A 14192-nucleotide genomic window follows, 5' to 3' on the forward strand; every position below is an offset into this window, starting at 1 on the left:
CCCATCGCGCCGACGCCGGCCAGAAGGGGCGAAAGAAAAGACCCCGAAGTCCTGGGAGGGACATGAAGAAAGCATCGTTTCTGAAGCGTTGGCGCGTGCGCCTGATCGTCGTCGCCGTGCTCGCCATCGGTGGCGCCGCCTGGTGGTTCACCCGCACGCCGCCCCCGCCGCCTCCCCCGCCCAGCGGCATCGTCGCCCTGGCCGACGTGACCCAGAACGTGCAGGCCGCCGGCGTGCTGCAGGCCAAGACCAAGGTCGATGTCGGCGCCCAGGTCAGCGGTCAGGTCCAGACCATCCACATCGAGCTGGGCCAGCAGGTCAAGAAGGGCGACCTGCTCGTCAGCCTCGACCCCGAGCTGGCGCGCAGCGACGTGGCCCAGGCCGAAGCCGCCGTGGCCCAGGCCAGCGCTTCCATCGACAGCCGCAAAGTCGACGCCGATGCCGCGCGCCGCGAACTCAAACGCCAGCAGCGCCTGCTGGCCGGCCAGGCCACCTCGGGCAATGAAGCCGAGAAGGCCGAGATCGAGCTCGCCAAGATCGAAGCCGACCTGCGCGGCCAGGCCGCCAACCTCACACGCCTGCAGGCCGAGCTGGACAAGCGCAAGGTCAATCTCTCCTACACCCGCATCACGGCGCCGATGACCGGCACCGTCGTCAACCTGCCCGTGCAGGTGGGCCAGACGCTGATCTCGGTGCAGATCACGCCCGTCATCCTGACGCTGGCTGATCTCGACACCATCACCGTGCGCACCAAGGTGCCCGAGGCCGATATCCAGGCCATCAAGGTCGGCCAGACGGCGCGCTTCTCCACGCTGTCGGGCGAAGGCAAGCGCTACGAGGGCAAGGTGCGCGTCATCCAGCCCGTGCCCGAGCGCGCCGGCAACGCGGTCTTCTACAACGTGCTGTTCGAGGTGGACAACCGCGAACGCGCCCTGTTCAGCGACATGACGGTGCAGGTCGACATCGAGACCGGCGCGGCCAAGCAGGTGCTGGCCATGCCCGTCGTCGCCCTGGGCGAACGCGGCAAGGACGGCCGCTTCACGGTGACGGTGCTGGACGCCGCCAACAAGCAGACGCCGCGCCAGGTCAAGGTCGGCCTGCAGGACGGCGCCAAGGTGCAGGTGATCGACGGCCTGAAGGCTGGCGAGAAGGTGCTGCTGGCACCGCCGAGCGCGGCGGATGCGGCGGCCTCTGGCGCCAGCGCAGCCTCGAGCTGACATGGCCCTCATCGAGCTGAAGGACGTCGCCCGGCACTACCAGCTGGGCGAGATCGACGTCCCGGCGCTGGACGGCGTCAGCCTCGACATCGAGGCCGGCGAGTTCGTCGCCATCATGGGCCAGTCGGGCTCGGGCAAGAGCACGCTGATGAATGTGCTCGGTTGCCTGGACAACCCGACCCGCGGCAGCTTCGTCATCGACGGCCACGACGCCAGCACCCTGGGTCCGGATGAACTCGCCGCCCTGCGCCGCGAGCGATTCGGCTTCATCTTTCAGCGTTACCACCTGCTGCCCCACCTGGACGCGCGCGCCAACGCGGCCCTGCCCGCCGTCTACGCGGGGGTGGGCACCGGCCCGCGCGGCGAGCGCGCCCGCGCGCTGCTGGAGCGCCTGGGCCTGGGCGAACGCCTGCACCACCGCCCCAACGAACTGTCGGGCGGCCAGCAGCAGCGCGTCTCCATCGCCCGCGCACTGATGAACGGGGGCCAGATCATCCTGGCCGACGAACCGACCGGCGCGCTGGACTCGGCCTCGGGCGCCGAGATGCTGCGCCTGCTGAAGGAGCTCAACGAGCGCGGCCACACCATCATCCTGGTCACGCACGACCCCGGCGTGGCCGCCCATGCGCGCCGCGTCATCGAGCTCAAGGACGGCAAGGTCGTCGCCGACAACGGCACGCCGGCTGGCCATGTGCCACCGACCGAACTGCCCAGCGACGCGCCGCCGGTCAAGGAAGGCGGCCGGCTGCGCCGGCTGCAGGTGCAGTGGCGCGAAGCCGTCGCCACCGCGCTGCTGGCGCTGCGGGGCAACCGCCTGCGCACGGCCCTGTCCATGCTGGGCATCAGCATCGGCATCGCCTCCGTCGTCAGCATCGTGGCACTGACGACCGCAGCGCGCGCCTCCATCGAGACCGACCTCTCCAGCCTGATCTCCGGCCGCATCCCGGTCTGGCGCGGCAACCCCAGCCTGCCGCCGGGCGCCGTGCCCCAGCCCTTCCGGCCCAACGAGATCGACTCGCTGCGCGCCCTGCCCGGCGTCAAGGGCGTCACGCTGAACCGCCAGATCCAGCTCACCGCCCGCCACCAGTCGCGCGACGCGATGCTGGAGGCCATTGGCGGCGACGCCAACACGCTGAAGGCGCGCAAGCTCAAGATCATCCAGGGCCGCTACCTGAACGCGATGGACTTCGAGTCGCGCAGCCAGGTCGTGGTGCTGGACGAGAAGTCGCGCGATGCGCTGTTCAAGAAGAACGAGTCGCCCCTCGGTCAGCTCGTCTTCGTCAACCCCGGCATGGCGCCGCCCGACCAGGCCGCCGTGCCCGGCGCGCCACCGCCGCCCACGGCCGCCCTGCCCTTCACCGTCGTCGGCGTCGTCGCCCCCGAGGGTGGCGCCTTCAGCTTCGGCAGCTGGCTGGGCCAGCTCTATCTGCCCCACACCACCTTCTCGCGCAAGCTCGATGCCCGTCCCGATGTCGACAACTTCGACGTGCTGCTGGACCTCAGCGTGCCGCCCCAGCAGGTGCGCGAGCAGATCATCCACCGCCTCAAGGCCCTGCACGGCGCCGAGGACTTCGGCACCTGGAACGGCGAAGAGGAGTTCCGCAAATTCCAGAGCGTGACCAGCGCGATGGCGGCGCTGTTCGCCGGCGTCGCGGCCATCTCGCTGCTCGTCGGCGGCGTGGGCGTCATGAACATCATGCTGGTGTCGGTGTCCGAGCGCACCCGCGAGATCGGCATCCGCATGGCCGTCGGCGCGCGCCAGGGCGACGTGAGGCTGCAATTCCTCATCGAGGCCATCGTGCTGTGCATCCTCGGCGGCCTGGTGGGTGTGTTCCTGAGCTGGCTGGCGGCGCAGGCCGTCAACGCGGCCCAGCAGCATCTGCATGTCGACGTCAGCTGGGCGGCCCTGGGCGTGGCCTTTGCCGTCTCCAGCGGCGTGGGCCTGATCTTCGGCACGCTGCCGGCAAGGCGTGCCGCAGCGCTGAGCCCGGTCGATGCCCTGGCACGGGAGTGAACAAGAAAATGAAACTGACTGCCATCACCCTTGCAGCCTCTCTGCTGCTCTGCGGCTGCGCCCTCGGCCCGTCGATCAAGGCACCTGAAGTCGCCACGCCCACGGCCTGGAGCCTGGCCAGCGGCGATGTCGCGCCCGACTGGGCCGGCCTGCTCGACCCCCAGCTCGCCGCCCTGCAGGCCCGCGCGCTGGAAGCCAACCGCGACATCGCCCGCGCCGCGCTGGCCTGGCGACAGGCCCAGTTGCTGGCCGAGCAGAGCGAGTTGCGCTGGCTGCCCAGCGCCGGCGTGTCCGCCAACGCCAGCCGCCCCGTCGAGACCCAGAGCAGCACCCGCAATGTCGACATCGGCGGCGTCACGGTGCCCGTCACCACGTCCACCGGCTGGAGCCGCAGCTATGGCGCCTCCCTGGGCATCGGCTACGAACTCGACCTGTGGGACCGCCTCGGCCAAACCACGGCCGCCCAACGCGCCCAGGCCGAAGCCGCCCGCACCGACATCGCCGCCGCCCGCCTGCTGATCCGCAGCCAGGTGGCCGAGGCCTACTGGACCCTGGCCGCCATCTGGGCGCAAAAGCCGCTGGCCGAAGACCAACTCGCCATCACCCGCGAGACGCTGGAGCTGACCCGGGCCCGCGTGCGCGAAGGCAAGCTGCTGCCCATCGAGCTCGACAAGATCGCCGTCAGCGTCCAGGCCGCCGAGTCGCGCCTGGCCGACCTGGCTGCCGACCAGCTGCTGCAGCGCCAGCGCCTGGCCCTGCTGCTCGACGAACCCCTGCCCGGCCCTTCGCCCGAGGCCGCCCTGCCCGCCAACGCGCCGCCGCGCTGGCGCCTGGCCGAGCCCGCCGACGTGCTGGCCCAGCGCCCCGACGTGCAACGCGCCCGCCTCGGCGTGGACACGGCCCTGGCCCGACTGCGTGTCAGCGAGGCCGAGCGCTACCCGCGCCTGAGCTTCTCCGCCGGCCTGAGCACGGGCGGCACGCGGGCAAGCGACTGGCTGTCGCAGCCGCTGGCCTCCTTCGCCGCCAACCTCGCCGTGCCGCTGATCGACTGGCAGCGCCTGAACCTGCAGCGCGACGGCGCGCGCAGCGAACTCGACAGCGCGGCGCTGAACCTGCTCGATTCCCTGCAGAAGGCCCTGGCCGAGATCGAGACCCAGCGCATCGAGGCCGAGCGTTCGGCCCAGCAGCTGCAGGCCAACGCCGGCCGGCTGAAGGAAGCCGTCGAGAACGAACGCCTGGCCAAGCTGCGCTACGAAGTCGGCGCCATCTCGCGCGCCGACTGGCTGCAGATCCGCAGCAGCGTGCTCGACGCCGAGCAGGCTCGCATCAACCTGCGCCTGCAGCAATGGGTACGGCAGGCGGCGCTGTTCAAGTCACTCGGCGGCGCGTGAGCGCAGCGCCGGGCCGCCCCAAGCAAGCTCGCTCCCGCGTGGCGGGACAGGCCGAAGGCCGAAGGGTGCACCAGTGACCGACCGGCTCAACGTCCTCTTCATCTGCAGCCGCAATCAGTGGCGCAGCCCCACGGCCGAGCAGGTGTTCAGGCGCGACCCGGCCCTGAACGTGCGCTCGGCCGGCACCAGCGCCAGCGCGCGCAAGCAGGTCAGCGCCGCGGACATCGATTGGGCCGACCTCATCCTCGTCATGGAGAGCAAGCACCGCTCGCGGCTGATGCAGGAGCACGCCACTTTGCTGGCGGGTAAAGAACTGCATGTGCTCGACATCCCCGACGACTATCGCTTCATGGCCCCCGAACTCGTTGAACTGCTGCAGACAGCTGTGCCCCCGCTGCTTCAGCTAGGCTGACGGGATGCGTTCGATTCTTTCCTCCCTGATGCCGCGCCGCGCGGCCCTGGCCCTGCTCGCTGCCGCCCTGGCCGCCCCCGCCATCGCCGCCACGCCCGTGCAGGGTTTCAAGGTCGTCAACACCTGGCCGCACGACCCCGACGCCTTCACCCAAGGGCTCTTCTTCCACGACGGCTTCCTGTTCGAAGGCACCGGCCTGCGCGGTCGCTCCAGCATCCGCAAGGTCGAGTTGGAAACCGGCAAGGTGCTGCAGCAAGTGGACCTGCCGCAAGACGTCTTCGGCGAAGGCATCTCGCAATGGGGCGACCGCCTCATCGGCATCACCTGGACCGAGCAGACCGCCTATGTGCTCGACCTCAAGACCTTCAAGCTGTGGCGCAAGTTCAGCTACCCCGGCGAGGGCTGGGGCCTGACGCACAACGACAAGGAGCTGGTCATGAGCGACGGCAGCAACGAGCTGCGCTTCCTCGACCCGCTGACCTTCAAGGAACTGCGCCGCGTGCGCGTGACCGGCGACGGCAAGCCCATCGACCAGCTCAACGAGCTGGAATGGGTGGAGGGCGAGGTGCTGGCCAATGTCTGGATGACCGACCGCATCGCCCGCATCGACCCCAAGACCGGCCGCGTGACCGGCTGGATCGACCTGAGCGGCCTGCTGCCCAGCGCCCAGCGCCCCAACCCCGACGCCGTGCTCAACGGCATCGCCTACGACGCCAAGAAGAAGCGCCTGTTCGTGACGGGCAAGCTGTGGCCCAAGCTGTTCGAGATCCGGCTGACCAAGCAGCGCTGAAGCGCTGGCTCAGGTCCCGAAGTCGAACACGATCTCCCAGCCGCCGGCGGGCTTGCGCCGCCAGGTCGACTGGAAGCGGCCGACCTGCTTGCCGTCCGGGTCGATCACCGGCCCGGAGGTGCGGGCGAGATCACCGCTGGGCAGCACCAGCACCAGATCCGGTCCCCAGCTGAAGGGGGGCTTGGCCGAGGTCAGCAGCCCGTTCCAGGCCGCCATGACGGCATCGGGCCCGTGCAGGGGCGCCTTGCCCATCCAGATGGTGTCGGGCGCTAGGAAGCGCCGGAAGCCCGCCACGTCACGCGCCGCGAAGGCCGCGGCAAAGGCGGTCTCGGTGGCTCGGGCTTCTTCGACGCGCTTGGCGATCTCGTCAGCGCTGGGCCAACCGGCCTGAGCGGTGGCGGTCCCTGCCGCGGCGGGCAGCGTGGCAGCAGCGAGCAGGGCGTGGCGGCGGCTGGTCATCGGCGGTCTCCTGTTGAAGGAACCGCAGCATGCCGGCCTGCCGCCGCCCTGCCATTAGGCATAGCGAGCGCCGAGCGTCAGAACGCGGCGATGCCCGTCTGCGCACGACCCAGGATCAGCGCATGGATGTCATGCGTGCCCTCGTAGGTGTTCACCACTTCCAGGTTGACCAGGTGGCGGGCGATGCCGAACTCGTCGCTGATGCCATTGCCGCCGAGCATGTCGCGCGCCATGCGGGCGATGTCCAGGCTCTTGCCGCAGCTGTTGCGCTTCATGATGGAGGTGATCTCCACGGCCGCCGTGCCCTCGTCCTTCATGCGGCCCAGGCGCAGGCAGCCTTGCAGGCCCAGCGTGATCTCGGTCTGCATGTCGGCCAGCTTCTTCTGCACGAGCTGGTTGGCCGCCAGGGGCTTGCCGAACTGCTTGCGGTCCAGGGTGTACTGGCGCGCCGTGTGCCAGCAGTCCTCGGCGGCGCCCAGGGCGCCCCAGGCGATGCCGTAGCGGGCGCTGTTCAGGCAGGTGAACGGGCCCTTCAGGCCGCGCACCTCGGGGAAGGCGTTCTCCTCGGGGCAGAACACCTTGTCCATGACGATCTCGCCGGTGATGGAGGCGCGCAGGCCCACCTTGCCGTGGATGGCCGGGGCGCTCAGGCCCTTGGCGCCCTTCTCCAGCACGAAGCCGCGGATCTGGCCACCATCGTCCTTGGCCCAGACGACGAAAACGTCGGCGATGGGGCTGTTGGTGATCCACATCTTGCTGCCCGTCAGCTCATAGCCGCCGTCGACCTTGCGGGCGCGGGTGATCATGGAGCCGGGGTCGGAGCCGTGGTTGGGCTCGGTCAGGCCGAAGCAGCCGATCCATTCGCCGCTGGCCAGCTTGGGCAGGTATTTCTGCTTGGTGGCCTCGTTGCCGAACTCGTTGATGGGCACCATCACCAGCGACGACTGCACGCTCATCATCGAGCGGTAGCCCGAGTCCACGCGCTCCACCTCGCGGGCGATCAGGCCGTAGCTCACGTAGTTGAGGCCGGCGCCGCCGTACTCGGTCGGGATGGTCGGTCCCAGCAGGCCCAGCTCACCCATCTCGCGGAAGATGCTGGCGTCGGTCTTCTCGTTGCGGAAGGCCTCCAGCACGCGCGGACGCAGGCGGTCGGTGCAGTAGGCGGCGGCGGCGTCGCGCACCATGCGCTCGTCATCGGTCAGCTGCTCATTCAGCAGCAGCGGGTCGTCCCAGTGAAAGCTTGCCTTGGTGGCCATGGTGGTGTCCTTGACTGTTGTTTCGCCGGCCGACAAGCCGCGCGCGTATCCGCCCAGTATTCCTCTCGTCGCGATTCGTGTCCAATTCAGAAAACGACTTCGACGATTCGCCATGCCTATCGACACCGCTCGCGCCCTGGAGTTCCGCCATCTGCGCTATTTCATCGCCCTGGCCGAGGAGCTGCACTACGGCCGCGCCGCCCAGCGCCTGGCCATCTCGCAGCCGCCGCTGTCGGTGGCCATCCAGCAATTGGAGGCCAGCGTCGGCGCCCGTCTCTTCGACCGCGACAGCAAGGGCGTGCGCCTGACGCCCGCCGGCGAGACCTTCCGCGGCAGCGCCCAGGCCCTGCTCGACCGCGCCGAAGACGCCTGCGCCCTGGCCCGCGAGGTGCAGGCCGGCGAGGTCGGGCGGCTGCGGCTGGGCTTTGTCGGCTCCACGCTGTTCAACGGCCTGTCGGCCTGGCTGCAGGCCTTCCAGGCCGCCCATCCCAAGGTCGAGGTCGTCGTCGTCGAGCTGAACTCCCAGGACCAGATCGAGGCCCTGCTCGGCGAGGAGCTGGACCTCGGCCTGGTCCACACCGACCGCCTGCCGCCGGCACTCGCGTCGACCCCCCTCTACAGCGAACCCTTCGTCGCCTGCCTGCCGGCCAACCACCCGGGCGCGAAGCTTAAGAAACTGCCGCTGGCCTCGCTCAGCGACCAGCCCTTCATCCTGTTCTCCCGCAAGGGCTCGCCCGACTACCACGCCCGCATCGTCGAGATCTGCCGCCAGCACGGCTTCTACCCGCGGCTGCAGCACGAGGGCCGGCACTGGCTGTCCGTCGTGTCGCTGGTGTCTCAAGGCCTGGGCGTGAGCATCGTGCCGGCGGCCTTCCAGCGCTCGGGCGTGCAGGGGGCGGTGTTCAAGCCGCTGGCCGAGACCATCGAGCCGTCGGCCGTGTTTGCGGCCTGGCGCAAGGATGCGGCCGGCGTGCTGAGGGAGAAGTTCCTGGCCGCGATGCCCCCACTGGCGGCCGGCAGCGCCCCCTAAGATGCCGCGCCCCATGAAGCCCGCGCGCCGCCCGTCACCCGCGAAGCCCAAACCCAGGCTCGAGTGGATCTTCGCCACCGTGCTGATCGTCCTGGTCGCCCTCGCCATCCTTGGCGGGTTGAAGAAGGCCCAAGCCTGGCTCTCCGGCCCTCGGGTGGACACCTCGCGCTACGTGGTCCTCGACTTCTCCTCGGGCATGGTGCTGGATCGCAAGACCCGGCTCGTCTGGCACCGCTGCCCCAAAGGCACGGAGCTGGGTCAGGATGGCGTCGGGCCGCTCTGCAAGGGCGATGCGGCCTGGATCGACGTCGACTTCGCACACGCCGAGGAGAAGCATTTCTCCCAGTTCGGCGAGCCCTGGCGCCTGCCCACCGTCGACGAACTCCAGGGCCTGTCCGTCGCCGCGCCCGACCGCTGCTGCTATTCGCTGGACCCCATCGCCTTCCCGGTGATGGAGGAGCAGCCCGAGCGCATCGTCGGCCAGGGCCATGCCTTCCACACGGCGGCCATCCACAAGGCGCGCCGCGTCAGCACGCGCGTGGACATCGGCAACGGCCACACGGTGGAAGAACCGCTGCGCCAGGAGGCCTATCTGCGCCTGGTGCGCCAGGCCACGGCCGAGGAACTGTCCCTCTGGTCCAGCGCCACCAAGGCCATCGACCGCTCGCAGTTCAAGAATGCCGAGGCCAGCCTGAAGCTGCGCCCGCGCCCACGCTCCGACTGGTTCGCCGAAGGCCGCAGCGACGCCATGCACGCCGACTGGCTCACCGGCCACGAATGCGAGGCCATGGCCGACGACCAGCGCAAGCGCGGCTGCCGCGAAGGCGTCAAGGCCAACGTCAATGCCCGGCTCAAGCAGGGCGTCGAATGGGCCCAGGCCAACAAGCCGGCGAGAACCGAAGACTGCGGCGTCCTCGACGGCTATGCCGTCCAGGGCTGCCAACACTACGTCTACCGCTACCTCGCCGACGAGCGCTAGCGTCTTCGCCCGGCCGCCGGGCTGCACTTGTCACCATCCATTGCAGCTCCGCGGGTCATTTGGCGATATCACTGGCGGATGCGAATCCAGGACAAGAACAACAAGCTCGGCCCGCGACTGCTGCTGGCCGCTTCGGTGGGACTGATGATGACGGCCTGCGGCGGGGGCGGCTCCTCTGCACCGGCCCCGGCGCCCTCGCCTGCACCCACCCCCGCGCCGACACCGGCGCCCCCTCCGCCAGCGCCGGCTCCTACGCCGGCACCCACGCCCGCGCCCTCACCGGCTCCTTCACCTGCGCCTGCGCCGGCCCCAGCGCCCGCACCCAGCCCCGGCGCCGCGCCGCAGATCGGTGGCTGCGACGTCTTCCCCGCCACCGCCGTCTTCAACACGCGCATCGATGACGCACAGCGTTTCCCCGTGCATGCCAGCAGCGCGACGTGGATCGCCAACATCGGCACCACGCGGGCCTTCCACCCCGACTGGGGCAGCAACGACAACCCGCAGCAGACGGCCGACTACTACGGCATTCCCTACAACGTCGTCGACGGCACCATCGCCACCACGTACTGGCCCCTCGTCTCCTTCAACCCCACCGACCCGCGCGCGGGCAGCGGCGACGGCGCGCCCGACGAGAGCGACTGCGCCATTCCGGCCGGCGACAACCTCTACGCCCTCCAGCGCGACTGCACGACGATGAGCGCGCCCTACCGGCGCTTCCCCTTCCCGCGCGACGAGCTCATCAAGGCCGAGGGCGGCGCCTGCAACGACGCCCGGCAATGCGGCGACCGCCACGTCCTCGCCGTCGAGCAAGGCTTCTGCCGGCTGTGGGAGAGCTATGCCAGCTACCAGCTCAATGGCCAGTGGTACAGCTACTCGACGGCCGCCTGGGACCTGAAGAGCAACGCCATGCGCCCCGACACCTGGACCTCGGGCGACGCGGCCGGCCTGCCCATCCTGCCGCTGCTGGCCCGCGCCGCCGAGGCCAGCGCCGGCGAGATCCGCCATGCCTTGCGCGTCACGCTGCGCGACAGCGTGCTTGCGCGCAGCCATGTCTGGCCGGCCCGCCACGACGCGGGTGGCGCCACGACAGGCGGCGTGCCCTTCGGCGCCGTCATGCGATTGAAGGCCAGCTTTGTGCCACCAGCCTCGTGGAGCGCCCAGGCCAAGGCGGTTGCGGTGGCGATGCAGCGCTATGGCCTCTATGTGGCCGACATCGGGTCGGACCTCTATGTGCAGGGCGAGCCGAGTGCGCAGTGGCAGGACGCGACCCTCGAGAACCTCAAGACGCTGAAGGCGTCGGATTTCGAGTTCGTCGACATGGGCGCCGTCACGCGCGACAGCCGGTTCAGCGCGAACTCCTTCCAGGGCAGCTGGTAGCTGCAGGCGCTCCGCGCTGCCGGGTGCGATCCACGTCCCGCAGCCCGGGTTGGCGGCCCGGGTAAGCCCGATGGTCGAACTAATTGTTCGGCGCTCGAATTAATTCACCCGATGACAACGCTGCCATGGCGGCCGTCGCGGGCGTGTTCCTTCAATCATTCGATCAATCAAACGACACCGGAGACATATGAAGAAATCCATCCGCCGCGCGTTGGGCGCAACTGCCGCCTTCGTCGCCCTGGCTCTCGCCTCTACGGGGGCACAGGCCGCCACCTGGGCCGCCTCCTCGCCCGCCACGGCGTCCTGTTCGGCCACCAACCTGTTCGCCACCTGGACCTACGGCAAATACGGCTTCAACAACGACGTCTGGTCGCCCTGCAGCGGCGTGGCCGCGGGCGCGCAGACCATCTGGGCGAACACGAATGCCGATTGGGGCGTCTGGTCCGAGCAGCCCAACACCGGCGGCATCAAGTCGTACCCGCACATCGGCTACACAGTCAACCGCACCATCAGCTCGCTGTCGCAACTGTCGTCGACCATCTCCGCCACCACGCCGTCCGGCGGCGCCTGGGAATCCGCCTACGACATCTGGGTGGGCAACAACGCCCACGAGATCATGCTGTGGCTGAACTACACCGGCACCGCGGCCGGCTGCGGCAACGTCAAGCCCATCTCCTACAACTGGACCTCCGCCGGCTGCGCCATTCCCGTCTACACCAACGTGAACGTGGGCGGCGCTACCTGGAACGTCTACCGCGGCAACAACGGCAGCAACATGGTGTATTCCTTTTTGCGCACCACCAAGACCAACAACACGAGCATCGACGTGCTGGCCATCCTCAACTATTTGAAGAACCTCGGCTGGATGAGCGACCTGGTGGTGGGGGATGTGCAGTACGGCTTCGAGATCACGTCGTCGTCCGGCGGGATGAACTTTGGGTCAAAGAACTTCTCGGTGACGGTGAAGTAGGCGGGACGGGCACGGCGCCAGGGGGCGCCGGCCTTCCGACGAGCACTGGCCGGGGCGGGGCTTTTGCTTCAAGACCTGACCCCGATCCCCGCGCCATCACCCGGGTGTAAGCACACTGCCCGCCGCGCCGACCACCTCCGACGTCAGCCTCACAGCTGTCGCGAGGCCGCACGGCTATGCGCCGGAGCCGAGCGGGCTGACCTCGTAACGCTCGAAGCTCACATGCGCCCCCAGCACCCCACCGCCACCTTCACGCTGCGCCCGGCCTGCCGCGCCGACGTTCCCGCCATCGCCGCCCTGGCCGAGCAATTCGCCCAGCACATGCGCGAACTCGGCGACACGACGCCGCTCGCCCTCAACGCGACGGCCCTCGAACGCGACGGCTTCGGCCCCGACCCGGCTTTCCGCGGCCTCGTGGCCGAACGCAATGCCCAGGTCGTCGGCTACCTGCTCCACCACCCGGGCTACGACACCGACACGGCCCGCCGGCTGCTGTTTATCGTGGACCTCTTCGTCAGCCCGAGCGCTCGCGGCCTTGGCATCGGGGCCGCGCTGGTGGAGGCCGCGCGCCAAATCGCGGCGAGCGCGGCGGCAGCGCAGTTGGTGTGGACGGTGGACCGGCGCAATACCGGTGCGTCGCAGTTCTACAAAAGCCTCGGCGCGCAGAGCGTCGAGGCGCTGGACTTGATGGGCCTTGACGTTTGAAGCGGGTGCCGGCGAGGGCGATGACATAGGCCGCCTGCCGCCTGAACGCGCGCGCATGGCGCGACTTGTAGAACACCGAGTTGGAGCAACTGGGCTTCAGACTTCGGACCTGCCCCTGATCCAGATTGACGAGTTGATACCAATCGACCGATCCCAATCCTCCCCAGCCTGCGTTACGGACGACGGCTAACAACGCCGTCGGTGCAAACCCTTCTACTTCTAGGTGACTGCTGCCCGGCATCATTCGCCTCGCGGTAAATGCAAGTTTGCAGATATGCGGCACCAGGGACACAAAAGGATCACCATGCTCAAAGTCATCAATGTTGGCCAGGGAGACTCACTTATCCTTCAGCCAAGCAGCGGTTGCATATGGACCGATATTCCACTAGTCATCGATACAGGGCCAACGGCGGCGAAGGTCTTTGAAAAAATTGCGGCGCCCCGCATCAATATACTGATAACCCATTCGCACTCAGATCACATTGGCGGCCTGCCTGCACTTATTAAGAACAAAGAAATAGAAAAGATCTACATTCCATATTTTCTTCCTGAAATTTCTAGCATATTTAAATTTCTAAAAGGGAAAACCAAAATAAAAACAAAACCCATCAACTGGAAATCAATAGAGAAGCTGAACTTCGAATTGATCGGGGATGGCGACTACCTTTGCAAACATGCAAAGGCCTTGAATCCGCCCAAGCATCCAGCCGATTTCTCCTCGTTGTCGGCGGCGTCAGACACCAACACATCGATTGCCGAAGCACTCGCCATTCTTTCCAACCTGGGAATAGAACTTCCCCGAGAGGAAATTGAAAACTACACTTCTCCGATCACCCCTAAAGACAATCGAATCGATGCCGAATACCAGAATGTCGCTCGACAATTCGTGCACAAATTTTTCATTGCCCTGAGCCAATCCCTAGATGGCGCAACAGTTGAAAATATATCTTACTATTTAACCAGAAATCTGGAATTAACCTCCAATGAAGCCAGTATTGTTTTCAGGCATAAGCATGAAAACGACCACTGGCTCTTTACAGGCGATGCCGACCTCAATGCATTCGAGCGGATCATCGGCAGCCATGGCGACATTTCAAGCAAATTCCTAAAGATACCTCACCACGGCAGCCGAGAAAATCTGTCAAAGAAAATTATCGATGCAATAAAACCCAGCCACGCCATCATCAGCCACAACAACGGCATCTTTGGCCGCTCCAAAGATCCCCATCCACACCAAGAAACAATCGATCTACTAGATAGAGAGGAAGTAACTTCATACTACACAAATCATGTTCTAAAGAACAATGTCCAAATAAAGAAAGCAACCACCGGGAGCGTTCTTTCTGGACTCATTGAATTTATATAGGCACTACCAGACAATTGGCAGGGCATCCATATTTACGCGAGGGCTACTGGGGGTCAGGGCTTAAACCTCAAGCCCCGAGCACGCCTACGGCACAGGCCCGCCACCCAACCTCCCCGGGAACCGCCCTCGCGCATACGTGATGTCCACACGCCCGCCACGCGCCACCGACACACGCCCCATGCTTGAATGTCACACCCGCGCGCAGGCCGCCTAGAGCGTCACGACA

The 14192-nt window shown here is 67.3% G+C and carries 13 protein-coding genes; 11 read left to right on the plus strand and 2 right to left on the minus strand.

Translation table 11 applies throughout. The annotated features are described in order from the left end of the window. Positions 1-62 precede the first annotated feature (62 nt). The 5 genes from AC3WOE_RS27330 (at position 63) to AC3WOE_RS27350 (ending at position 5824) form a co-directional block, all read left to right on the plus strand. Positions 63-1217, plus strand: coding sequence for an efflux RND transporter periplasmic adaptor subunit (locus AC3WOE_RS27330; protein ID WP_492695081.1), 1155 nt, complete (start codon positions 63-65; stop codon positions 1215-1217). A gap of 1 nt (position 1218) precedes the next feature. Beyond that, entirely contained in the window at positions 1219-3231 is a 2013-nt protein-coding gene (locus AC3WOE_RS27335; protein ID WP_492695083.1) for an ABC transporter permease, read from the plus strand. Positions 3232-3239: 8 nt separating this feature from the next. Continuing rightward, positions 3240-4622: a TolC family protein gene (locus tag AC3WOE_RS27340; protein ID WP_492695085.1), complete on the plus strand. Its 1383-nt coding sequence runs from the start codon at positions 3240-3242 to the stop codon at positions 4620-4622. Positions 4623-4695: 73 nt separating this feature from the next. Then, complete coding sequence (locus AC3WOE_RS27345; RefSeq protein WP_492695087.1) at positions 4696-5034, plus strand: low molecular weight protein tyrosine phosphatase family protein; 339 nt, start codon at positions 4696-4698, stop codon at positions 5032-5034. Between the two features lie 4 nt (positions 5035-5038). Next, a complete protein-coding gene (locus AC3WOE_RS27350) occupies positions 5039-5824 on the plus strand; it encodes a glutaminyl-peptide cyclotransferase (protein ID WP_492695089.1) in 786 nt (261 codons plus the stop codon). 9 nt (positions 5825-5833) lie between these two features. Here AC3WOE_RS27350 and AC3WOE_RS27355 read toward each other — a convergent pair whose 3' ends face one another. After that, entirely contained in the window at positions 5834-6283 is a 450-nt protein-coding gene (locus AC3WOE_RS27355) for a YybH family protein (RefSeq protein WP_492695091.1), read from the minus strand. A gap of 77 nt (positions 6284-6360) precedes the next feature. Next, the gene (locus AC3WOE_RS27360) at positions 6361-7539 is read right to left on the minus strand and encodes an acyl-CoA dehydrogenase (RefSeq protein ID WP_492695093.1); all 1179 of its coding nucleotides are present in this window, start codon (positions 7537-7539) and stop codon (positions 6361-6363) included. 136 nt (positions 7540-7675) lie between these two features. On the opposite strand from AC3WOE_RS27360, the gene AC3WOE_RS27365 reads away from it, so the two are divergent. The 6 genes from AC3WOE_RS27365 to AC3WOE_RS27390 all read left to right on the plus strand — a co-directional run bounded on the left by AC3WOE_RS27365 (position 7676) and on the right by AC3WOE_RS27390 (position 13966). Next, positions 7676-8569 carry a LysR family transcriptional regulator gene (locus AC3WOE_RS27365; RefSeq protein WP_492695200.1) on the plus strand — a complete coding sequence of 298 codons (894 nt, stop codon included), beginning with the start codon at positions 7676-7678 and terminating at the stop codon, positions 8567-8569. Positions 8570-8582: 13 nt separating this feature from the next. Further along, a complete protein-coding gene (locus tag AC3WOE_RS27370; RefSeq protein ID WP_492695095.1) occupies positions 8583-9548 on the plus strand; it encodes an Lcl domain-containing protein in 966 nt (321 codons plus the stop codon). A gap of 78 nt (positions 9549-9626) precedes the next feature. Next, positions 9627-10925: a hypothetical protein gene (locus AC3WOE_RS27375; protein ID WP_492695096.1), complete on the plus strand. Its 1299-nt coding sequence runs from the start codon at positions 9627-9629 to the stop codon at positions 10923-10925. A gap of 187 nt (positions 10926-11112) precedes the next feature. Next, positions 11113-11895, plus strand: coding sequence for a GH12 family glycosyl hydrolase domain-containing protein (locus AC3WOE_RS27380; protein WP_492695098.1), 783 nt, complete (start codon positions 11113-11115; stop codon positions 11893-11895). Between the two features lie 222 nt (positions 11896-12117). Then, the gene (locus AC3WOE_RS27385; protein WP_492695100.1) at positions 12118-12600 is read left to right on the plus strand and encodes a GNAT family N-acetyltransferase; all 483 of its coding nucleotides are present in this window, start codon (positions 12118-12120) and stop codon (positions 12598-12600) included. Between the two features lie 304 nt (positions 12601-12904). Next, the gene (locus AC3WOE_RS27390; RefSeq protein WP_492695102.1) at positions 12905-13966 is read left to right on the plus strand and encodes a ComEC/Rec2 family competence protein; all 1062 of its coding nucleotides are present in this window, start codon (positions 12905-12907) and stop codon (positions 13964-13966) included. Positions 13967-14192 lie beyond the last annotated feature (226 nt).

It is taken from the genome of Roseateles sp. FW305-36 (assembly GCF_058787015.1).

Coding starts and splice junctions, on each gene's coding strand:
- AC3WOE_RS27375 (WP_492695096.1), top strand. CDS start 9,627: ATGCGAATCCAGGACAAGAACAACAAGCTCGGCCCGCGACTGCTGCTG.
- AC3WOE_RS27330 (WP_492695081.1), top strand. CDS start 63: ATGAAGAAAGCATCGTTTCTGAAGCGTTGGCGCGTGCGCCTGATCGTC.
- AC3WOE_RS27370 (WP_492695095.1), top strand. CDS start 8,583: ATGAAGCCCGCGCGCCGCCCGTCACCCGCGAAGCCCAAACCCAGGCTC.
- AC3WOE_RS27380 (WP_492695098.1), top strand. CDS start 11,113: ATGAAGAAATCCATCCGCCGCGCGTTGGGCGCAACTGCCGCCTTCGTC.
- AC3WOE_RS27335 (WP_492695083.1), top strand. CDS start 1,219: ATGGCCCTCATCGAGCTGAAGGACGTCGCCCGGCACTACCAGCTGGGC.
- AC3WOE_RS27385 (WP_492695100.1), top strand. CDS start 12,118: ATGCGCCCCCAGCACCCCACCGCCACCTTCACGCTGCGCCCGGCCTGC.
- AC3WOE_RS27340 (WP_492695085.1), top strand. CDS start 3,240: ATGAAACTGACTGCCATCACCCTTGCAGCCTCTCTGCTGCTCTGCGGC.
- AC3WOE_RS27350 (WP_492695089.1), top strand. CDS start 5,039: ATGCGTTCGATTCTTTCCTCCCTGATGCCGCGCCGCGCGGCCCTGGCC.
- AC3WOE_RS27390 (WP_492695102.1), top strand. CDS start 12,905: ATGCTCAAAGTCATCAATGTTGGCCAGGGAGACTCACTTATCCTTCAG.
- AC3WOE_RS27355 (WP_492695091.1), bottom strand. CDS start 6,283: ATGACCAGCCGCCGCCACGCCCTGCTCGCTGCTGCCACGCTGCCCGCC.
- AC3WOE_RS27360 (WP_492695093.1), bottom strand. CDS start 7,539: ATGGCCACCAAGGCAAGCTTTCACTGGGACGACCCGCTGCTGCTGAAT.